The organism is Kocuria rhizophila DC2201, assembly GCF_000010285.1.
Lineage (GTDB): Bacteria > Actinomycetota > Actinomycetes > Actinomycetales > Micrococcaceae > Kocuria > Kocuria rhizophila_A.
In genome coordinates, this window is sequence record NC_010617.1 from 1,878,748 (window position 1) to 1,899,691 (window position 20,944).

17 protein-coding genes and 1 riboswitch are annotated in these 20,944 nt (G+C 73.0%); of the genes, 6 read left to right on the plus strand and 11 right to left on the minus strand.

Features of this window, described 5'->3' with window-relative positions; genetic code table 11:
• Positions 1 to 133: 133 nt before the first annotated feature.
• Both metX and KRH_RS08180 read right to left on the minus strand, forming a co-directional pair.
• Entirely contained in the window at positions 134 to 1,300 is a 1,167-nt protein-coding gene (metX, locus tag KRH_RS08175; RefSeq protein ID WP_012398727.1) for a homoserine O-acetyltransferase MetX, read from the minus strand.
• Positions 1,297 to 2,832 carry a bifunctional o-acetylhomoserine/o-acetylserine sulfhydrylase gene (locus KRH_RS08180; protein WP_012398728.1) on the minus strand — a complete coding sequence of 512 codons (1,536 nt, stop codon included), beginning with the start codon at positions 2,830 to 2,832 and terminating at the stop codon, positions 1,297 to 1,299. Before KRH_RS08180 ends, metX begins: the two co-directional genes overlap by 4 nt.
• 74 nt (positions 2,833 to 2,906) lie before the next feature.
• Positions 2,907 to 3,025: riboswitch (SAM riboswitch) on the minus strand.
• A 105-nt stretch (positions 3,026 to 3,130) separates the two neighbouring features.
• Between KRH_RS08180 and KRH_RS08185 the strand changes: the two genes are divergently transcribed.
• Complete coding sequence (locus KRH_RS08185; RefSeq protein WP_012398729.1) at positions 3,131 to 3,769, plus strand: VOC family protein; 639 nt, start codon at positions 3,131 to 3,133, stop codon at positions 3,767 to 3,769.
• Positions 3,770 to 3,904: 135 nt separating this feature from the next.
• Here the strand turns inward: KRH_RS08185 and KRH_RS08190 are convergent, their stop codons facing one another.
• Positions 3,905 to 4,669, minus strand: a complete 765-nt coding sequence (locus tag KRH_RS08190) for a CPBP family intramembrane glutamic endopeptidase (RefSeq protein ID WP_012398730.1) — start codon at positions 4,667 to 4,669, stop codon at positions 3,905 to 3,907.
• 61 nt (positions 4,670 to 4,730) lie between these two features.
• Between KRH_RS08190 and KRH_RS08195 the strand changes: the two genes are divergently transcribed.
• The 5 genes from KRH_RS08195 (at position 4,731) to KRH_RS12670 (ending at position 11,778) form a co-directional block, all read left to right on the plus strand.
• Positions 4,731 to 6,002 (plus strand): sensor histidine kinase, encoded by a 1,272-nt coding sequence (locus tag KRH_RS08195; RefSeq protein ID WP_012398731.1) that lies wholly within the window; start codon positions 4,731 to 4,733, stop codon positions 6,000 to 6,002.
• Complete coding sequence (locus tag KRH_RS08200; protein WP_012398732.1) at positions 5,999 to 6,811, plus strand: response regulator transcription factor; 813 nt, start codon at positions 5,999 to 6,001, stop codon at positions 6,809 to 6,811. The genes KRH_RS08195 and KRH_RS08200 overlap by 4 nt, the downstream gene beginning before the upstream one ends.
• 122 nt (positions 6,812 to 6,933) lie before the next feature.
• Entirely contained in the window at positions 6,934 to 7,818 is an 885-nt protein-coding gene (locus KRH_RS08205) for an ABC transporter ATP-binding protein (protein WP_012398733.1), read from the plus strand.
• Positions 7,815 to 8,954, plus strand: a complete 1,140-nt coding sequence (locus KRH_RS08210; RefSeq protein WP_012398734.1) for an ABC transporter permease — start codon at positions 7,815 to 7,817, stop codon at positions 8,952 to 8,954. Before KRH_RS08205 ends, KRH_RS08210 begins: the two co-directional genes overlap by 4 nt.
• Before the next feature lie 235 nt (positions 8,955 to 9,189).
• On the plus strand, positions 9,190 to 11,778 hold the full coding sequence (locus tag KRH_RS12670) for a S9 family peptidase (protein ID WP_012398735.1): 2,589 nt from the start codon (positions 9,190 to 9,192) through the stop codon (positions 11,776 to 11,778).
• A gap of 412 nt (positions 11,779 to 12,190) precedes the next feature.
• On the opposite strand, the gene KRH_RS12795 is transcribed toward KRH_RS12670, so the two are convergent.
• The 8 genes from KRH_RS12795 to KRH_RS08250 all read right to left on the minus strand — a co-directional run bounded on the left by KRH_RS12795 (position 12,191) and on the right by KRH_RS08250 (position 20,926).
• Positions 12,191 to 12,316 (minus strand): hypothetical protein, encoded by a 126-nt coding sequence (locus KRH_RS12795; RefSeq protein ID WP_012398736.1) that lies wholly within the window; start codon positions 12,314 to 12,316, stop codon positions 12,191 to 12,193.
• A gap of 3 nt (positions 12,317 to 12,319) precedes the next feature.
• A complete protein-coding gene (locus KRH_RS08220; RefSeq protein ID WP_012398737.1) occupies positions 12,320 to 12,673 on the minus strand; it encodes a hypothetical protein in 354 nt (117 codons plus the stop codon).
• Positions 12,670 to 13,878 carry an NAD(P)/FAD-dependent oxidoreductase gene (locus KRH_RS08225; protein WP_226905862.1) on the minus strand — a complete coding sequence of 403 codons (1,209 nt, stop codon included), beginning with the start codon at positions 13,876 to 13,878 and terminating at the stop codon, positions 12,670 to 12,672. The genes KRH_RS08220 and KRH_RS08225 overlap by 4 nt, the downstream gene beginning before the upstream one ends.
• A 107-nt stretch (positions 13,879 to 13,985) precedes the next feature.
• Complete coding sequence (locus KRH_RS08230; protein WP_012398739.1) at positions 13,986 to 14,672, minus strand: LysM peptidoglycan-binding domain-containing protein; 687 nt, start codon at positions 14,670 to 14,672, stop codon at positions 13,986 to 13,988.
• A gap of 433 nt (positions 14,673 to 15,105) precedes the next feature.
• Positions 15,106 to 15,960, minus strand: coding sequence for an inositol monophosphatase family protein (locus KRH_RS08235; RefSeq protein WP_012398740.1), 855 nt, complete (start codon positions 15,958 to 15,960; stop codon positions 15,106 to 15,108).
• 8 nt (positions 15,961 to 15,968) lie between these two features.
• A complete protein-coding gene (gene ligA / locus KRH_RS08240) occupies positions 15,969 to 18,212 on the minus strand; it encodes an NAD-dependent DNA ligase LigA (RefSeq protein WP_226905985.1) in 2,244 nt (747 codons plus the stop codon).
• 247 nt (positions 18,213 to 18,459) lie between these two features.
• Positions 18,460 to 19,539 carry a MaoC family dehydratase gene (locus tag KRH_RS08245; protein WP_012398742.1) on the minus strand — a complete coding sequence of 360 codons (1,080 nt, stop codon included), beginning with the start codon at positions 19,537 to 19,539 and terminating at the stop codon, positions 18,460 to 18,462.
• Positions 19,540 to 19,543: 4 nt separating this feature from the next.
• Positions 19,544 to 20,926, minus strand: coding sequence for a 3-oxoacyl-ACP reductase (locus tag KRH_RS08250; RefSeq protein ID WP_012398743.1), 1,383 nt, complete (start codon positions 20,924 to 20,926; stop codon positions 19,544 to 19,546).
• Positions 20,927 to 20,944: the final 18 nt, after the last annotated feature.

Below are 20,944 nucleotides of genomic sequence, written 5' to 3' on the forward strand. Positions count from 1 at the left end.
CCTGCGCGTCCAGGGGGCATTCCGAGACTGCCCGGACGGTGTCATGCCGTGACCTGCCTCCCCGTCACGTCCCACGACGACGGCGCCCGCTCCCGTTCCCGGGGTGCGGGCGCCGTCGCGCAGGGCACGTCCGTCAGTCCGGCAGCACCGCTCGCAGCAGTCGACCCACCTGCGGGGTCTCCAGCAGGAAGCCGTCGTGCCCGCTCGGGGAGGTGATGGTGTGCACCTCGTGCTCACCCGGCAGCGCGGCCGCGAGCTCGGCGGACTCCTCGGGCGGGAACAGCCGGTCCGAGTCCACCGCCGCCACGAGCCACTCGCAGCTGGTGCGGGCGAGAGCCTGCCGAAGGCTGCCGCGGCCGCGGGCGACGTCGTGGGACATCAGCGTCTCGTTGACGCTGAGGTACGCGTTCGCGTCGAAGCGCGCGGCGAGCTTGACCGCCTGGTGGTCCAGGTAGCCCTCCACCCGGTAGCGTCCCCGGGTGCCCGGGTGCGTGCCCGCGGGGTCCTCCCGCGGCTGGGCCTCCCGGCCGAAGCGGGCGGCGAGCTCGTGGGCGCTGCGGTAGGTGATGTGCGCGATCCGCCGTGCGAGCCCGAGGCCCTCGTCCGGGTGGGCCCCGGAGTAGTAGTCGCCCCGGGCGAACCGCGGGTCCTGCCGGATGGCGAGCGCCTGCGCGTGGCCCCACGCGAGCTGCTCAGCGCTCACGCGGGCGTTGGCGGCGATCACCGCGCACGCCTCGACCCACCCGGGGTGGCACACGGCCCATTCCAGGGCGCGGGCACCGCCCATCGAACCGCCCACCACGAGCCGCCAGCGCCGGATCCCGAGCCGGTCCGCGAGCCGGGCCTCGGCGGCCACGGTGTCCCGCACGGTGATGCGCGGGAAGCGCGAGCCCCACGGGGCGGAGTCCGGGGCGAGGCTCGCGGGACCCGTGCTGCCGTGGCAGCCGCCCAGGATGTTGGCGCACACCACGAACCAGCGGTTGGTGTCGATGGCCGCGCCCGGTCCGATGAGCCCGTCCCACCAGCCGCCGGCGTCCGCGGCTGCACGCCGGCCGTCCATGTCGAAGGGCGCGGTGTCCCCGTAGCCCACGGCCGTGCCGCGCGCCGCGTGCGAGTCGCCCGTGAGCGCGTGCTCCACCAGCACCGCGTTGGAGCCGTCCGGGGCCAGCTCACCCCACGTCTCGTAGGCCAGGCGCACGTCCGGGAGCCGGAAGCCGGACTCCAGGGTGAGCTCTCCGATCTCCGCGGCCCGCACCACGCCGTCCCGGCGCACCGCCGGGGCCGTCTGCACCACGGTCATGCCGTGGGCTCTGCGGCCGCGGCCGCACGCGCCGTCGACGACGCCGCGGGGCCGCCGTCCGCGCCGGCGCCGGGGTCCACGGCTGGCCCGGCACCAGCGGCGGCGGCGCGCACGGTGCCGTGCGCCGCCCGGTCCGCCTGCGAGCGCGCCAGGTCCTGATCGCCCCGGTCGTGGCGGGCGTCCCGGACACCCGGAGCCGCGGCCAGGGCCGCGAAGCCCGCCTCGAGGTCCGCGAGGATGTCCTCGATCCCCTCGGTGCCCACCGAGAGCCGCACGAAGCCGGGCTCCACGCCCGCCGCGCGCTGCTCGTCCTCGGAGAGCTGCGCGTGCGTCGTCGACGCCGGGTGGATCACCAGGGACCGCACGTCCCCGATGTTCGCCACGTTGGAGTGCAGGCTCAGCGCGTCCACGAACGAGATTCCCGCCTCCTTGCCGCCCTCCAGCACGAAGCCGAGCACGGACCCCGCCCCGCGCGGTGCGTACTTCCGCGCGCGCTCGTGCCACGGCGAGGACGGCAGCCCCGCGTAGGACACCGAGCGCACCTCGGGGCGGGACTGGAGCCACTGCGCCACCCGCTGGGCGTTGGTCACGTGGCGCTCGACGCGCAGGGACAGGGTCTCGATCCCCTGCTCGATGAGGAAGGCGTTGAACGGGGAGATGGACGCGCCCAGGTCACGCAGCAGCTGCACACGGGCCTTGAGCACGTAGGACAGGTTGACGCCGAAGGCTCCGCCCTCCCCCAGATCCCGCGCGTACACCAGGCCGTTGTACGTGGGGTCCGGCTGGTTGAAGCCGGGGAAGCGCTCCGGGTCCGCGCCGTAGTCGAAGCGCCCGGCGTCCACGATGAACCCGCCGATCGCGGTGCCGTGCCCGCCCAGGAACTTGGTGCCCGAGTGCAGCACGATGTCCGCACCCCACTCGACGGGCCGCACCAGGTACGGGGTGGCCACGGTGTTGTCCACGATCAGCGGCACCCCGGCCTCGTGGGCGATCCCGGCAACGGTCTCCACGTCCAGGACGTCGTTGCGAGGGTTGGGGATCATCTCCCCGAAGAACGCCACGGTGGTGGGCCGCACGGCGTCACGCCACTGCTGGGGGTCGTCCGGGTCCGCCACGAACGTGGTCTCCACGCCCAACCGCGGCAGCGTGTGCTTGAGCAGGTTGTAGGAGCCGCCGTAGAGGGACGGGCTGGCCACCACGTGGGTTCCCGCCCCGCCCAGGTTGAGCACCGCGAGCGTGGCCGCGGCCTGCCCGGAGGAGACCATCAGCGCGCCGACGCCGCCCTCCAGGGAGGCGATGCGCTTCTCCACCACCTCCGTGGTGGGGTTGGTCAGGCGGGAGTAGATGGGGCCCATGTCCTGCAGCGCGAACCGCGCGGCGGCCGTGTCCGCATCAGGGAACACGAAGGACGAGGTCTGGTGGATGGGCAGCGCCCGCGAACCCGTCACGGGGTCAGGGTTCTGGCCCGCGTGGATCTGGCGGGTCTCGAACGCCCAGTCCTGGGGGTTGTCGGGGGTGGGTGCTGTGCTCATGGCCATTCGCCTTCTCGGAAGGATCAGGGGCCAGGCGACCGTCCGCACGGTGCCCGCACGAACGGGCGACCGGTGGCCCGCGCTTGCCGTGGGCGTCGGACGACGTCCCGGCCAGGTCTTCACCCAGGGCACCCCGCCGCGGTGGGAGGGTTGCCGGTCAGCAAGCTGGGGCTTGACGCTGACTCTCGTGACCTAGACCTCCAGTCTGGGAACCCGGCCGCTGCCACGTCAAGTCCGGTGTCCGCAGTGTTGCACCCACCGATTTGGAGGCCCGTGTGACGGGTGCCACGATGACAGCATGAAGCTGGACCACGTTTCCTTCGCAGCACAGCCGGACGGCCTGGAGGCCACCACCGAACGCATCGCGGACCGGTTGGGGATCGAGCCGGTGAAGGGCGGGGTCCATCCCCGCTTCGGCACCCGGAACATGATCCTGCCGCTGACCGACCACCAGTACGTGGAGGTCGTGACCGTCCTGGAGCACCCCGCCGCGGACAAGGCGCCGTTCGGCCAGGCCGTGCGTGCCCGCTCGGAGGCCGGTGGCGGCTGGCTCGGGTGGGTCGTGGAGGTCCCGGACCTCGCACCGTTCGAGCAGAAGCTGGGGCGCCCCGCCGTGCCGGGCGGGCGCATCTTCCCGGACGGCCGTCAGCTGCAGTGGCACCAGATCGGCGTCAAGGGCCTGATCTCGGACCCGCAGCTGCCGTTCATGATCCACTTCGACTCCGAGGACGAGATGCACCCCTCCCGGGCGCGGATCACGGACGTGCGCCTCACGGGCATGGAGATCGCCGGATCCCCGGAGCGCGTCACGGACTGGCTGGGCGGGCCGGTGGAGGACGTCCTGCACTCGCTGGACGTCACCTGGAGCGCCCCGAACGGCACCCCGGGTCTCATGGCCGTCTCCTTCGACACGCCGGACGGGCCCGTCACCATCTGATCCCGCCCACCGCACCCTCCGGGCACGACGACGCCGCTCGCACGGTCCCGCGGGCCGGTGCGTCTCCCGCGCGCCCCACGGTTCACCCGTGGTCGCGGTTCCCGCCAGCAAACGGGTTGGTACCCGCGGTGGCGCTCAGCCGCCCAGGAGCTGAGGCACCAGGAACCCCACGGCGTCCAGCAGGAAGTGGGCGAGCAGCAGCGGGGCGAGCCGCCCACCGCGGCGGTAGAGCCACACGAACACGAGCCCCATCACCAGGTTGCCGAGCGCCGGGCCGATGCCCTGGTACAGGTGGTAGCTCGCCCGCAGCACCGACGACACCACCGCCACCGTCCACCACGAACGCCCCAGCCGGCGCATCCGGTCCGCGAGGAACCCCACCACGATGACCTCCTCCACCAGTGCATGGCGCAGGGCGGTGAGAAGCAGCAGCGGGACGGTCCACCACGTGGTTCCCAGCGTGGACGTGGTGATCTCCGCCGTGATCCCGAGGGCCCGCCCGGCCTGGTAGAGCCCGAGCGTGCCACCGCCCATCACCACGAACAGCGCGAGCCCCCAGGCGGCGTCGTGCCCCGGGCGCCGAGTGTCCACGCCGATGCAGTGCAGCACGGCCGGGATGCGGGACGCGGTGCCCGCGAGCAGGTACAGCGCGAGCGCCACGGGCACCAGGGCGAAGCAGATCCCGGTGAGCCGGCGCAGGGCGTCCAGCACGGGCAGCGGGCTCAGGGGCTGGTTGAGCGTCGTGGAGCTCTCCGCGATCGAGGAGCGCAGTGCCATCTCCGCGAGGTCCAGCACGGAGTACACGGCGGAGGCGCCCAGGGACACCCCGAGCACCAGCAGGATCTGCATCCGGAGGTCGGCGCGCGGCACGCGGGGCGAGGGGTCGAGGGAGGCGGTCACCCCACCATTGTGCGTGGTGCACCCGGGCAGCCCCCGCGAGCGACCTCGGTAGGGTGAACCCATGCGCCCGAGCCCCGCCGCCCCGGACACCTCCCCGCCCCATCGCACCCTGCAGCCGGGGTGGCGCCGACGGGATGCCCTGGGGGCCTGCGTGCTGGCCCTGGCCGGCGTCGAGCTGGTGTACCTCTCCGACTTCATGCAGGCGGTGCCGTGGAAGGCGGACGTCGGGTGGGTGGCCCTGGGCGCCGTCGTGCTGGCCGCTCCGCTCGCGTGGCGGCGGCGCTTCCCGGTGGCCGTGATGGTGGCGGTGTCCTTCATGTACTTCGCGCTCGGCACGTGGGCGGGGATCGAGATGTACGCCTCCCAGGTGGTGCTGTTCCTGGGCTTCTACTCGGTGGGAGCGTGGTGCCCGGACCGCCGCCGCGCCACGTGGTCCCGCGCGGCCGTGGCCGTGGGAATGGCGGTGTGGCTGGGCTGGAGCACCGTGGACCAGTTCACGGACCCGGAGGTGGGTGAGCGCGGCGTCAACGCCTACATGGCGATCGCGGCGATCCAGTTCCTCGTGAACATCGCCTACTTTGCCGGGGCGTGGGTCTTCGGCGACCGGGCGTGGAACGCGGCCATCGAGCGCCAGGAGCTCGAGGCCGCCCACGCCGAGATCCGGCAGCAGCAGGACCGGCTCGCGGAGCAGGCCGTGAGCCTCGAACGGCTCAGGATCGCCCGGGAGCTGCACGACGTGGTGGCCCACCACGTCACGGCCATGGGCGTCCAGGCTGGGGCGGCACGGCTGAGCATGGCGCGGGATCCGGACGCCGCCGCCGCACACCTGCGCGGCGTCGAGTCCTCGGCGCGTGACGCCGTGTCCGAACTGAAGACCATGGTCCACACGCTGCGCGATGGCGAGGAGGCCCCCGATTCCCTGCCCCGCCTCGCGGACCTCAACGCGCTCGTGGAGGAGGCACGGACCATCGGGCAGCGCGCGGAGCTGCACCGCATCGGCCCGGAGCCGCAGCTGCCGCCCCCGGCGCAGCTCGCGCTGTACCGCACGGCGCAGGAGGGGCTCACCAACGCCCGCAAGCACGCCGGCCCGCGGGCGTCGGTGGCGGTGCGGCTGCGCACCGGCGCCGAGCGGGTGGAGCTGGAGGTCAGCGACGACGGGCGCGGCGGCCGCGTGGGCGCTCCCGCCTCCGACGGCGCGGGCATGGGAGTGCCCGGCATGAGGGAACGGATCACCTCGGTGGGCGGCACCCTGGAGGCGGGCCCGAAACCCGGCGGCGGCTGGCTCGTGCGCGCCACCGTCCCCACCCGCCACGACCCTGAGGAGCGGCCATGAGCCTGCGTGTGCTGCTGGTGGACGACCAGCCCCTGATCCGCGTGGGGTTCTCGGCGATCCTCACCTCCCAGGAAGACATCGAGGTGGTGGGCCAGGCCGGTGACGGCCACGAGGCCCTCGACCTCGCCGCCGCCCTCGACCCGGACGTCGTGTGCATGGACGTGCAGATGCCGCGGCTGGACGGCATCGAGGCCACCCGTCGGCTGCTCGCGGCAGGCTCCCGGGCGGCGGTGCTCGTGCTCACCACGTTCGACACGGACGAGGCCCTGTTCGCCGCGCTCTCCGCCGGGGCCTCCGGCTTCCTGCTCAAGTCCGCCGGACCGGAGGAGCTGATCCAGGCCGTCCGGGTGCTGGGCCGCGGGGACGCCCTGCTGGATCCGCTCGTCACGCGCAGGGTGCTGGCCCGCACCACGGGACCGTCCGCGCCGACCGGGGACACGACGCAGCCTTCCCCCGACTCCCCCGCGGACGACGCCGCGGCACCGGCCCCCGATGCGCCCGCCCGGGAGCGCGGCGCGGCGTCGTCGGCACCCGGTGCCCCCGGCGCGGAGGACGAGACCGCGACGTCGCCTGACGCCCACGGGACGGAGAACGGTGCGGCGGCCTCCCCCGCGGGGCTGACCGCCCGGGAGACCGAGGTGCTGACCGCGATGGCCCGGGGGCTGTCCAACGAGGAGATCGCCCGGGAGCTCGTGGTGGGCAGGGCCACGGTGAAGACCCACGTGTCCAACGTGCTGCAGAAGACGGGCGCGCGGGACCGGGTCCACGCCGTGATCTGGGCCTTCGAGCACGGGCTGTCCGGCTCCTGAGCGCACGGTCCGCCGCGGAGGGGACCCGTGCCCGGCTCCGTCCGGGGGTGGAGGTGGACCCGGCGCGGAAGATCCGCCCCGAGGGGGAGGTGGCCGTGCCCGGGCCTCTCTAGGCTCGAGGCATGATCACAGTGAACGGGGTGAACAAGTCCTTCGGTTCCGCGCACGTGCTGACGGACGTGACCTTCGAGATCCGGCCGGGCCTCATGACGGGGTTCGTGGGCGGCAACGGCGCGGGCAAGACCACCACCATGCGCATCCTGCTGGGCGTGCTGAGACCCGACGCGGGGGTGATCGAGGTGGACGGGTCCCCCATCACCGCGGACTACCGCGCGGGCATCGGCTACATGCCCGAGGAGCGGGGGCTCTACCCCAAGATGACCGTGCTCGACCAGCTGGTCTACCTGGGCCGGCTGCACAGCATGACCGGTGCGGACGCGAAGGCCCGGGCCATGGCGCTGCTCGAGCGCCTGGGGCTCGGCGACCGCGCGGGCAGCCGGCTCGAGGAGCTGTCCCTGGGCAACCAGCAGCGGGCCCAGATCGCCGCCGCCCTGGTGCACGATCCCGTGGCGCTCGTGCTGGACGAGCCCTTCTCCGGGCTGGACCCCCACGCCGTGGAGACCACGGTGCAGGTGCTGCGGGAGACCGCGGACACCGGGGTCCCCGTCCTGTTCTCCTCCCACCAGCTCGACGTCGTGGAGCGGCTGTGCGACGAGCTCGTCATCCTCGCGGACGGGCGGGTGCGCGCCGCGGGCTCGCGCTCCGAGCTGCTGGCCGCGCACGCGCAGCCCGAGTGGGAGCTCGACGCCGCCGCGGACACCGGCTGGGTGCGCGAGGCACCCGGCGTGGAGGTGCTCTCCTTCGACGGCGGGCGCGTGCACTTCCTGGCCGACTCCGACGCCGCCGCCCACGCCGTCCTCGCCGACGCCGTGGCCCGGGGCACCGTCCACCGCTTCGGACCCGTCACCCGCACCCTGCACGAGATCTTCACGGAGGTCACCCGATGAGCACCGTCACCAGCACCCCTGAGCGCACCACGCAGCCGCGCAACCCGCGGCGCACCCCCTTCTCGACCGCGGTGGGCACCGTGGCCGCACGCGAGATGAAGGTGAAGGCCACCTCCAAGCCGTTCGTCATCACCACGCTGATCCTGCTGGCCGCCGCACTGGCCGCCACGCTGCTCGTGCCCCGCCTGGGCGACCTCTTCGCCGGAGACGCCACCCGCGTGGCCGTGGTGGAGCAGACCGCTCCGTCCGTCCAGGCCCTCGGCGAGGACTACACGCCGCAGGCCGTCGGCTCCGCGGAGGCGGCCCGGGAGGCCGTGCTCTCGGGTGCGGCCGACGCCGCCGTGGTGCCGGATCCCGGCAGCCCGGCCGGTGTGAGCGTCCTGGCCATGACGGACGCCCCCTCGGATCTGGTGCAGGCGCTGTCCACGAGCCCAGGTGTGGAGCTGCTGGACCCCACCGCACCGAACCCCGCCCTGCGGTACCTCATGGCCTTCGGCTTCGGACTCGTGTTCTTCATGGCCGCCATCACGTTCGGCCAGCAGATCGCGGTGTCCGTGATCGAGGAGAAGCAGTCTCGCGTCGTGGAGATCCTGCTCGCCGCGGTCCCGGCGCGGGCCATGATGGCCGGGAAGGTGCTGGGCAACGCGGCCATGGCCATCCTGCAGGTGGCCCTGCTGGCCGGGGCGCTGCTGCTGGGCCTGCAGATCAACGGGGACGTGCTGCCCCTGGACGGGATGGGCGTGCCGATCCTGTGGTTCGTGGTGCTGTTCTCCATCGGGTTCGTGATGATCGCCGCCCTCTACGCGGCGGCGGCGTCCATGGTGTCCCGGCAGGAGGACATCGGCTCCACGTCCATGCCCGTGATGATGCTGATCATGCTCCCGTACTTCGGCGTGATCTTCTTCAACGACAATCCGGACGCGCTGCGCATCATGAGCTGGATCCCGTTCTCCGCCCCGGTGGCCGTGCCGCTGCGCATCTTCCTGGGGCAGGGGCAGTGGTGGGAGCACGTCGGTTCCCTCGTGCTGCTGATCGTGACCACCGCCCTGGCCATCTGGCTGGCCTCGGCCATCTACGAGCGCTCCATCCTGCGCACGGGCAAGGCGCTGAAGTGGCGGGAGGCCCTGCGGGGCTGACGGCCGGACCACCGGCCGCGGACCCCGGTCCCGCAGCGCGCGGGGCCGGGGCGCGGTTGCGGACCGCGCCGTCCCGGAGGGCGTGGGGTTGGAGCGTGCGGCGCCGGGGCGCGTGGGCCGGGGCGCCGCTCCCGCGCCCGGCGCGACGATCCCGAGCTGGAGGGCAGCGCCACCCCGGTGGGCCGTGCAGTGGGACACCCGCACGGCCCACCGGCGCGTCCCTAGACTGGGGCGCATGACTTCCGAGCAGCAGACCTTCCCCGTGGCCCCCCGCCGTCCCGTGGAGCGCACGTTCCACGGCCACACGTTCTGCGACCCCTACGAGTGGCTGCGCGACAAGGACTCCCCCGAGGTCCGGGCGCACCTGGACGCCGAGAACGCCTACGCGGAGGCGGTCACTGCAGACCTGGAGCCGCTGCGGGAGCGCATCTACACGGAGATCAAGGACCGCACGCAGGAGACGGACCTCTCGGTGCCCAGCCGTCACGGCGAGTGGTGGTACTTCGCGCGCACCGTGGAGGGCGGCGCCCACCAGGTGTTCTGCCGGGTTCCCGTGGCGGACCCCGCGGACTGGACCCCGCCCGCCGTCGAACCCGGGACGCCCCTGGACGGTGAGCAGACCCTCCTGGACGCGAACGCCGCCGCGCAGGAGCACGAGTTCTACGCGCTCGGCGCGTTCAGCGTGGCCGAGGACGGCTCCCGGCTCGCGTGGTCCGAGGACACCGCCGGGGACGAGCGGTTCACCGTCCATGTCAAGGACCTCACCAGCGGGGAGCTGCTCGCGGACCGGATCCCCCAGACCTCCTACGGCGCGTTCCTCACCCCGGACGCGTCCCAGGTAGTCTACACCGTGGTGGACGAGTCCTGGCGCCCGTACCGCGTGTACCGCCACGTGATCGGCACGGACGTGGCCGAGGACCAGCTCCTGTTCCAGGAGGACGATCCCGGCCTGTGGCTCGGCGCCGAGCTCTCCGCGGACAAGCAGTGGCTCATGCTCTCCTCCTCGTGCTCGGAGTACAGCGAGTACCGCATCCTGCGCGTCAGCGAGCTTCCCGCGGACGACGACGCCGCTGCGCCGGGTTCCCGGAGCCCGTCCCCCGCGGCTGCCCCCTCTCCCACGGACCGGAACGCAATCGATCAGCGCACGGGTTCGGAGCCCGACCAGTCCACGGGGCTGGAACCCGGCGAACCCGCGGGAGCAGAACCCGGACACACCGGCCCTGCGGACGGGGCACGCGCCGAGGCCCCCTCGGGCCTGCCGTGGCGGATCGTGCTCGCCCGCGAGGAGCGCGTGCTCTACGAGGCGGAACCCCTCACGGTGGCCGGCACCGACGTGCTGCTGCTTTCCCACGACGCCGCGGCCCCGAACGGCCGGATCAGCCTCATGCCCCTGGAGCACGCCGGGCGACGTCTCGCGGACGTGGACCTGGTGGACGTGGTCCCGGCCTCGGACACCGTGCGCGTGGAGTCCGCCATCCCCACGGCCACGCACCTGGTGGTGGCCCTGCGCGAGAACACCACACCCCGGGTGCGTCTGATCCCCCGCACGGCCCTGGAGCCGCTGGTGGCCGGACTCGCCTCGACGGACGCCGTGCCCGACGACGCCGCCACCGCCGGGTCCGGCGCGTCCGACGAACGCGGCGCCGCGCCCCTCGGGCGGGATGCCCACGGAACGGGCCGGGACCGCACCGCGCCCGCGGGATCCGCGCAGGAGGCGGGGGTCGCGCTGAGCGGCGGTGCGGCGTCGTCGTCCCAGGGCACCGGCACGGCGGCGGACGCCGCGCTGCTGGCCGGGACCGAGGCCGCGTTCGACGAGGACCTCAGCAGCACCGGCGTGCTCTCCGCGGAGTACGAGAACCCGGTGGTGCGGGTGTCCTACACGTCCTTCGTGACGCCGCCGCGCGTGTACGACATCCCCACGGGCGAGCCCGGGGCCGGTGCGCTGGACGCGTTCGGCGTGGGTGAGCCCGTGCTGCGGCGCGAGGCCACTGTGCTGGGCGGGTACCGCAGCGAGGACTACACCGTGGAGCGGGACTGGGCGGTCGCGGAGGACGGCACGCGGATTCCCGTGAGCCTCGTGCGCCGCGCGGACCTGGACCCCGCGGTGCCCGCGCCCGTGCTGCAGTACGCGTACGGCTCCTACGAGATCAGCACGGACCCGGCGTTCTCCATCTCGCGGCTGTCCCTGCTGGACCGCGGTGTGATCTGGGCCGTGGCCCACGTGCGCGGCGGCGGTGAGCTGGGACGCGCGTGGTACGAGAACGGGAAGAAGAACACCAAGTCCAACACCTTCACGGACTTCGTGGCCGTGACCCGTCACCTGGCCGCGCGCCCGGACGTGGATGCGCGGCGGATCGCGCTGATGGGCGGCTCGGCGGGCGGTCTGCTCGCGGGCGCGGTGCTCAACCTCGCCCCCGAGCTGTACTGTGGCGGGCTGGCCGCGGTGCCGTTCGTGGACGCCCTGACGTCCATGCTGATGCCCGAGCTGCCGCTGACCGCCCTCGAGTGGGAGGAGTGGGGCAACCCCGTGGAGTCCGCGGAGGTCTACGAGTACATGCGCTCGTACTCCCCCTACGAGAACGTGCGGAACGCGGACTACCCGCCGATCCTCGCGGTCACGAGCCTCAACGACACCCGCGTGCTGTACGTGGAGCCCGCCAAGTGGGTCGCCGAGCTGCGCACCCGCGTGGCGCACCCGGAGACCGTGCTGCTGCGCTGCGAGATGGCCGGTGGCCACGGAGGTGCGTCCGGGCGGTACTCGCAGTGGAAGGACACCGCGTGGGAGTACGCGTGGCTCGCGCGGCAGCTGGGGGTCGCGGGCTGACGGACGGGGTGAGGGGCGCCCCACTCTGACGCCGCCCCGTTCCGGGGTGGCGCACCCACCCGGTGCGGTGCGGCCACCCCGCCCAGCGGGGGCCCCGGAGCCCGGCTCGCGAGCAGCGGGGTCCACGAGATGGGGTATCCCACCACCTCGCCCCGCTCCTCACCGGGGAACTCGGCGGCCTGGTCCGCGTAGTGGTCCAGCCGGCGCTCGACCTCCCGCAGCCACTCCGCGGTCAGGAGGGTGTGGGAGCGCACCAGGTAGGCACCCATGTCCACGAGCCGGTGGTGCCACGCCAGATCCGTGCCGAGCGCGCCGGTCAGTCGGGTGACGTCCTGCGCGGCTCTCTGCGGGTAGCCGCTCAGCCAGGCCTGCTCGTCGGTGTCCATCCGCGCGAAGGCAGCCTCCCAGGACGTCACGGGGGGGCTTTGAGGTCGCAGTAGCCCCCACCGTGGTGGTGCATGAGGTACGCCCGCAGGTAGTCGGAACGGTGGACCAGGGACAGGTTCTCGTGGGCCGGGTGCAGCGGGTGCCCCGGCACCAGTCACCCGTGCAGGTTCTCCCGGGTGACCAGCTCCACGGGCAGTCCGATCCGTTCCCGCATCACCTCCAGGTTCGCGCGTCGCCGCGGGGTCAGGGAATTCTCCCCGAGCCACAGGGTGATGACCCGCCGCGGCAGCTCCTGCGGCCCGCCCGGCGCGGGGGGCGTGCGCGCCACGAACGACCGGCGGAAGCGGGCGGGGTCGAACTCGTAGGTGGCCACGCGCGCGTGCCACGGCGCCACCGCAGTGAGCGCGTCGAACCGGAGGGCCTTCTGGGTTCGGCGCCGCCGCTTGTCCGCCACGAACAGGGCATGCTTGACCTGGCGCGCGGGCAGCAGCGGATCCAGCGGGCTCATGCCGCACCCTCCGGCTGCAGCGCGGCCACCGTCTCGGCGCTCAGCCACGGGCCCACGTGGCCGTCCAGGAGCTGCTCCGCCGCGGCGGCCGCCAGGGCCGCACTCGTCTGGAAGCCGTAGCCGCCCTGACCCGCGAGCCAGAACACGCCCTCGGCCGCGCTGTCCCAGCCGCACACGGGCACGTCGGACGCGCGTTCCGTCCGCAGCCCGGTCCAGGACTTCACCACCCCGGTGATCCGCAGTGCCGTGTGCTCCTGGACGGTGGTGACCAGGCGTTCGACGGCGCCCGGGTGCGGCTGCGCGTCGCACGCCTCGCTGGGCTCGGACTCCCCCACCGAGACCATGAGCCCCTGCGGGTCCGGGCGGAAGTACCAGTGCTGCGCGGCGTCCATGACCATGGGGTGATCCGGGGGCACCGGAACCTCGGTGCGCACGAGCGCCGCGGTCCGGCGCTTCGGCTGCAGACTCTGGGGGCTCGCGCCCAGCACGCGTCCGATCTCCTCGGCCCACGCCCCGGTGGCGTTGACCACCGTGTCCGCGAGCACCCTGTCCTGCCGAGTGCCCTCCAGGCGCAACCGCCACTGCGTCCCCGGACGCTCCGCGCCCACCACGCGGCACCGGGTGCGGATCTGCACCCCCAGGGTTTCCGCCCTCGTCCTGTGCCACCGCAGCAGACCGGGGGCGTCCGAGCGGACCGCGGCGTGGTCCACCGCGCCCACCCGGTACCGCCGGGGGTCACGGCGCAGCTCCGGACACAGCGCGAACAGCTGCTCCCCGCCGAGGGTCCTCAGGCCCGGCGCGGTCATCCGGGTGACGTCCTCCGGTGAGCCGGCCACGACGAACGCGTTCGGCCACACCAGGGCGTGGTCCAGTGACCGGCCCGCCTCCCGCAGCGCCGCGATGCTCCAGCGGGTCAGCTCCAGCACCGGGGCGGGACCGTAGCTGGGGATCAGCTGCTGCGCCGAACGGGCCGAGGTCTGCAGCGCCACGTCCGGTCCCGCCTCCAGGACCAGGATGCCCCGCCCCGTGCCCCGCCGCTGCGCGAGCTCCGCGGCCGCGGACAGACCCGCGATCCCGGCGCCGATGATGACGATCTCGTGACCCATGAGCCCCATCATGGCATCCGCCGCGGGGCACTCGGTGAGCGAGCGGTGCCCAGCCGGCGGGGCGTGCGGGCCCGCGTGGGCGGGGCAGAGCCCGGACATGAAAGAACCCCGCCCCTCACCGTCGGGTGAGGGGCGGGGTTCAACGGATCACGGGACCACCGGACTCAGTGGCCGGATCCGCTCATCGCATGCGATGTGCACCTGGATCAGGCGGGGATGTTGAGGACCTGGCCCGGGAAGATCAGGTTGGCGTCCGCAACGGAGCCGGCGTTGGCGGAGAAGAGGGCCTCCCAGCCGCCGTTCACGCCGAGCTTGTTGGCAATGGTGCCCAGGGTGTCGCCGGCCTGCACGGTGTAGGTGCCAGCAGCCGGAGCGGCCTGCTGCACGGGGGCAGCGGGAGCGGTGTACTCCACGGCCGGGGCCTGCTGCTGCACGGGGGCAGCCTGCTGCACCGGAGCGGCCTGCTGCACGGGGGCAGCCTGCTGGACCGGAGCGGACTCCTGGACGGAGGAGGACTGCGGGGCCACCGAAGCGGCAGCCGGAGCGGTGTAGGAGCCGCCGGAGATCATGCCGGAGCACTCCCACTGGCTCGGGCCGGAACGCTCCATCAGCGCAGCCGCAGCAGCGTCCTGCACAGCGGCGGGGGCGTCGGCAGCGTTGGCGTAGCCAGCGGTGATGGCGCCCATGCCCTGCCAGGTGGAGGTCAGGAACTGGTAGGCACCCGAGGCACCGGAGGAAGCGTTGTGCGCCTGGTAGTTTCCACCGGACTCGCACTGCTTGATCGCGTCAAGGCTGGGGGCAGCGTTGGCGGGGACGGCGAACGCGCCCACGGCCAGGCCGCCCATCATGACAGCAGCGGTACCACGGCGGATAGCGGTTGAAGTCTTCATCATGCTCCGTCAGGCCACCTACGCTCGTTCCCATCCCTGGGTGTCTTCGCGCCGTCGTCTACCCATAACAGTTAGGTGTGAGGGGTAGAAACTACGGAATGCTGCCATGTAGACGACGTACGGTGTGCGGCAGCATCCAGCACAATCCAGACCACGGATCATGTGCGCCTGGAAGCGAACTTCCGGTCACGAAAGTCCGCTGAGGAAGTTGTTGATAACGATAGCGTAACGGTCACTCGATGATCAAGGGACGCGTTACTTTTTCGTTATCCCGCTTTGGGGGACAACCCCTGCCGCGGGCATGGATCACGGTCGCGAGGACCGCTCAACCCCGGCAACGCTAGGACACCCGGCGGGGCGGGTCAACCCGAGAGCGGCCGCAGCCGTGGATATCGGGCGGATTCCGGGTTGATAACGAGCTGGTATCCACCCGTCATCAGGCACTCCACGCGGCGATCACACTGGCCACACGGGCTTTTTCGTACGCGGCCTCCGCGGCCGCCCGGTCCGGGTGGCTTTCCTCACACAGGGCCGGCGGCGGAGGCAGCTGCGGGCGCTGCACCCGCGCTCCCGCCTCGTGGGCGATCAGGGCTCCGGCGGCCCAGTCGTGCTCGTGGAGCCCGCGCTCCGAGTACCCGTCCAGGGTGCCGTCCGCCACCATGCACAGGTCCAGCGCCGCGGATCCCAGCCTCCGCATGTCCGAGAACCGCTCCATGGTGTCCAGGAAGGAGCCGAACTGCTCGCGGCGCACCGCGGCGTCGTAGGAGAAGCCCGTGCCGTACAGCGCGCCGCGGCGCCCGGGCACCGGCCCGCTCAGCCGGGTGTCTCTGCCGCCGCGGCGAACCCACGCACCAAGCCCGGCCACCGCGTAGTAGACCCGGCCCAGCGCCGGCGCGTCCACGACCCCCGCGAGCCAGGTGCCGTGCTCGTCGCACACGGCCACGGAGGTGGCGTAGTAGACGATGTCCCGGATGAAGTTGGTGGTCCCGTCCAGCGGGTCCACGGACCACCGCAGCCCCGAGCGCCGCTCGGGCACGTGCGTGCCGGACTCCTCGCCCGTGATCGCGTCGTGGGGCCGCTCCCGCCGAAGGACGTCGCACACGGCGCGCTCCGCGGCGACGTCGTAGGCGGTCACCCAGTCCCCGTCCGAGGACTTGGTCACGGCGTCGAACGCGGAGACGTCCCGCCCGCGCAGCACCTCCGCCCCGGCCGCGGCGGCCTGCAGCGCCACCCCCAGCAGCTCCTCGAGCTCGTCCGTGCCCGGGCCCAGCCCGTCGAGTGCCTCCGCCACGGCGCGCCTCACTCCCCCGCCGCGGGCTGGTCCGCGGCGTCGGCACGGTCCCCGAATGCCTCGGGCCCCTGGGCGAGCAGCTGCTCGAAGCCCGCCTCGTCCAGCACGGGCACTCCCAGGGACTCGGCCTTGTCCAGCTTGGTCCCGGCGTTATCCCCCGCCACGAGGAAGTGCGTCTTCTTGGACACCGAGCCCGAGGCCTTCCCGCCGCGCTTGAGGATCGCCTCCTTGGCCGAGTCCCGGCTGTAGCCCTCCAGAGAGCCGGTGACCACCACGGTGACTCCTTCGAGGGTGCGGGGGGTGGACTCGTCCACCTCCTCCTCCATGCGGACACCCGCGGCGGCCCACTGCTCGACCACGCGGCGGCGCCACGGCTCGGCGAAGAACTCCTGGACGGCCTGGGCAATCACCGGGCCCACGCCGTCCGTGCCGGCCAGGGTCTCGGGATCGGCCTGCCGGATGGCGTCCATGCTGCGCAGGGACGTGGCCAGGGAGCGTGCGGCGGTGGGACCCACGTGCCGGATGGACAGGGCCACCAGCACCCGCCACAGCTCGGTGTCCTTGGCCTGCTCCAGCTGGGCGAACATCTGCTCGGTGGTCTTGGACGGCACGCTGGGCCTGGCCTTGGTGGGCTTGGTCCAGAAGTACGGCACCAGCTCGGGGGTGACCCGCTGGACCTTCTCCCCGGTCTCCTCGTCCGTGACCGTGCGGCGGGCGTCCCGCCAGACCATGACGTCCCGCAGGTCCTCGGGGGTGAGGTCGAACAGCCCGGCCTCATTGCGCAGCGGTGGGACGGAGAGCTCGGTCCCGTCCGGTGCGTCCAGCGGCACGGGCTGGGTCAGCGCCCTGGCAGCCTCCTCGCCGAGTGCCTCGATGTCGAAGGCGCCGCGACCGGCCGCGTGGTTCACGCGCTCCTTGAGCTGGGACGGGCAGGTCTCCGCGTTGGGGCAGCGGATGTCCACGTCCCCTTCCTTGGCGGGGCGCAGCGGCGTGCCGCACGAGGGGCACTCGGCGGGCATCACGAACTCACGCTCGGAGCCGTCCCGCAGGGCCACCACGGGGCCCACGATCTCGGGGATCACGTCCCCGGCCTTGCGCAGGACCACGGTGTCCCCGATCAGCACACCCTTGGCCCTGACCATGTCCTGGTTGTGCAGGGTGGCCATCTCCACGGTGGATCCGGCCACGCGCACGGGGTCCATGAGCCCGAACGGGGTCACGCGCCCGGTGCGGCCCACGTTCACCAGGATGTCCACGAGCGTGGTGTTGACCTCCTCCGGCGGGTACTTGTACGCCACGGCCCAGCGCGGCACGCGGGAGGTGTAGCCCAGGCGGAACTGAGTGCGGCGGTCGTCCACCTTGACCACGATGCCGTCGATCTCGTGCAGCAGCGCGTGCCGCTTGTCCCCGAACTCGGCAATGAACTCGAGCACTTCCGCCACGGTGGAGAGCACCCGGGAGTACGGGCTCACGGGCAGGCCCCACCCGCGCAGGATCTCGTACGCCTCCGACTGCGTCTCGAGGTCCACGCCGCGCACGTACCCGATGCCGTGCACGAACATGGACAGCGGGCGCCGGGCGGTGACCTGGGGGTCCTTCTGCCGCAGGGAACCGGCCGCCGCGTTGCGGGGGTTGGCGAAGGGCGCGCGCCCCTCCTCCACCATGGCCTCGTTGAGCGTGCGGAAGTCCTTCGAGGAGATGAACACCTCGCCGCGCACCTCGACCTCCTCCGGCAGGTTCTCGCCGGAGAGCCGCTGCGGGATGGTCTTGATGGTGGCCACGTTGTGGGTGATGTCCTCGCCCGTGGTGCCGTCACCGCGCGTGGCGGCGCGCACGAGCACACCGTCCCGGTACAGCAGGTTCACGGCCAGCCCGTCGATCTTGACCTCGCTCAGCCACGCAACCTCCGGGGCGCCGGGCAGCTCCGCGACCTGCTTCTGGGCGCGCTCGAGCCACGCCACGAGCTCGTCCGTGGAGAACACGTCCTCCAGCGAGTACATCTTCTCGAGGTGCTTCACGGGGCTGAAGGCGGCCCCGACCTCGCCTCCGACCTCCTGGGTGGGAGAGTCGTTGGCCTTCAGCTCCGGGTGCAGCGCCTCGAACTCCTCCAGGGAGCGGTAGAGCTGGTCGTACTCGGCGTCCGAGATCACGGGCTGGTCGTGCACGTAGTACGCGGCGCGGGCCTCCCGGACCCGGTCCGAGAGCTGCGCGTACTCCTCCCGCAGCGCCTCGCTGGGCTCCTCGGGGTTCAGACTCTGGCCGTTGGCGTCCGTGGCGGGCTTCGCACCCTTGGCGTTGACTGTGCTCACCGGACCATTGTGACCCAGGACTCCGACACGCACGACCGCCACCCGGCGGGCCCCTCACCGGCCTTCAGGGGACCCGGTCGCGCCCACCCGCCAGTCAAGCGGCGACGCCCGGCGGCCACGCAGGCCCCAGCCACGACGAGGCGGGCCCCTCGGATCCGAGGATCCGAGGGGCCCGTCGAGCAGTGCACCGCTACAGCGCGGCGACCCGCAGGTCCGCGTGCGGACGGCCCCGCCTGGGGTCCCACACCTGGACGCGAGACGCGCTCCAGTGGGCGCCCCGACCGTCGTCGTCCACCGCGACCGTCACCGTGGCCGGCAGGCGCACCGGGGTGGCGAACTCCACCGACCATGTGAACGGCACCTCGGACGGCACGCCCGTGAGCGCGAGCGCGCGCGAGGCCGTGTACATGCCGTGGGCGATAGCACCCTTCATGCCCAGGGCCTTGGCCGAGGGGTCCGAGAGGTGGATGGGGTTGTAGTCCCCGCTCACCGCGGCGTACTCGCGCCCGGTCCCGGCGCCGAGGCTCCACTGCCCGGTGGGCTGCGGGGCCTCGAACGGCGCGTGCTCGCGCGGCGCGTCGTCCTCGCTGTTCGTGCGGGGCGCGTCACCGGCGATCGCGGTGTGCACGCCCTTCGCGAGGTAGCCCGAGCGCCCGGCCCACGCGACCGAGCCATCCTCACGCGTGAGGGTCACCACGGCGTCGAGCATGGTCCCGGCGCGGTGCGCGCGCAGGTTCTCGGTCCACGCGGTGGCCGTGACCCGCTCCCCCACCGCGACGTCCGAGACGTGGTGCACGGTGTTGGAGATGTGCACCATGCCCAGCACGGGCAGGGGGAAGTCCCTGCGCGTGAGCACGGACATGGCCACAGGGAATGCGAGCGAGTGCAGCGCACCCGAGAACACAGCCGTCTCCGCGGAGCCCAGTGCCAGGGGCCGCGGCGTGGCGTGCACCACCCGGCAGAACTTCTCGTGCCACTCGGCATCGGCGGACAGGCCCTCGACCACGTGGGCCACGCGCGGCAGCTCGAGCGCGCCGTCCACCTTGCCGGTGCCCGGCGTGCGCAGCGAGGCGGGCAGCACCCGCCCCACGGGAGACTTCCGCAGCGCGGGCAGCGCCTTGCGGGAGGCCGACAACGCCGCGCCGCCCGCCGCGCTCGTGGCCGCACGTGCTCCGGCGCTCGCGTACAGGGCGGGCAGCTTGACCGCGCCCGAGGGCGTGGTGCGCTCGTAGTCCGCGGGAACGGAGGGAACGGGATCCGTGGCGCTCACGCGATCACGCCCCCACCATGCTCTGCCCGCACACACGCAGGGTCTGGCCGTTGATGCCGCCCGCGGCGTCCGAGAGCAGGAACGTGATGGCCTGCGCCACGTCCACGGGCAGACCGCCCTGCTGCAGGGAGTTCAGGCGGCGGGAGATCTGACGGCGCGCGGCCGGGATCTTGGCGGTCATGTCCGACTCGATGAACCCGGGGGCCACCGCGTTGATGGTGCCGCCCTTGGCGGCGATCAGCGGCGCGGTGGCGGCCACCAGACCGATCACACCGGCCTTCGAGGCGGCGTAGTTGGTCTGGCCGCGGTTGCCCGCCACGCCGCTCGTGGACGCGAGGCACACGATGTGCGGGGTGGAACCCAGCTTGTCGGAGGCCAGCAGGGTCTCGTTGATCCGCAGCTGCGACTCGATGTTCACCGCGATCACCGAGTTCCACTTGGCCTCGTCCATGTTGGCGAGCATCTTGTCCCGGGTGATCCCGGCGTTGTGCACCACCAGGTCCAGGCGGCCGTAGCGGGAGGCCACCAGGTCCAGGATCTTCTGCCCGGCCTGCGGGTCGGTGACGTCCAGCTGCAGAGCGGGCACGCGCAGCTCGTTGGCGAGCTTGCTGAGGGCGTCCCCGGCGGCGGGCACGTCCACGGGGACCACAGTGGCGCCCGAGGCGGCCAGCGTGCGGGTGACCTGCTCGCCGATCCCGCGCGCGGCGCCGGTGACCACGGCCACCTTCCCCGCCACGGGGTGCTCCCAGTCCACGGAGGCGTCACCGCGGTCGTCGCCGACCGTGAGGAACTGGCCGTCCACGTACGCGCTGCGCCCGGACAGGAAGAACCGGATGGCGCCTAGCACGCTCGGGGCGTCCCCCGCCACACCGTCCGCGACCAGCACGCCGTTGGCGGTCACGCCGCCGCGCATCTCCTGGGCGATCGAACGCAGGATGCCGACGACGCCCTGGCGCGCCGCCGCCTGCGCCGGGGCCAGCTGCTCCGCACCGGCCACGGTGCCCGACGCCGCACCCGTGCCGATGCCCGGTGCGGGGCGGGACAGCGTGATCACGCGTCCGCCCGGGCGCAGCTTGCGCAGGGCGGAGGCCAGCTCGAGCGCCGGGCCGCCGAGGTCCGCGGGGCTCTCGATCCCGGTGTAGTCGATCAGCACCGCACCCACGCGGTCCACGTCCGACGCGTTGCGCCGCACGTCCAGGTTCCAGCCGAGCAGTGCCGACGCCGCGGCGTCGCCCGCCGTGCCCCTGCCGAGCACGAGGACCGCGCCCTCCGGGAAGTCACCGCCCGCCTGGTAGCGGCGCAGGGTGACCGGCCGGGGCAGGCCCAGCTTGGAGGCCAGCTGCTTGCCGAGCCCCGAGTTGACCATGTCCAGATAAGTGTCCGTCACGTGAAGTTTCTCCCTGAT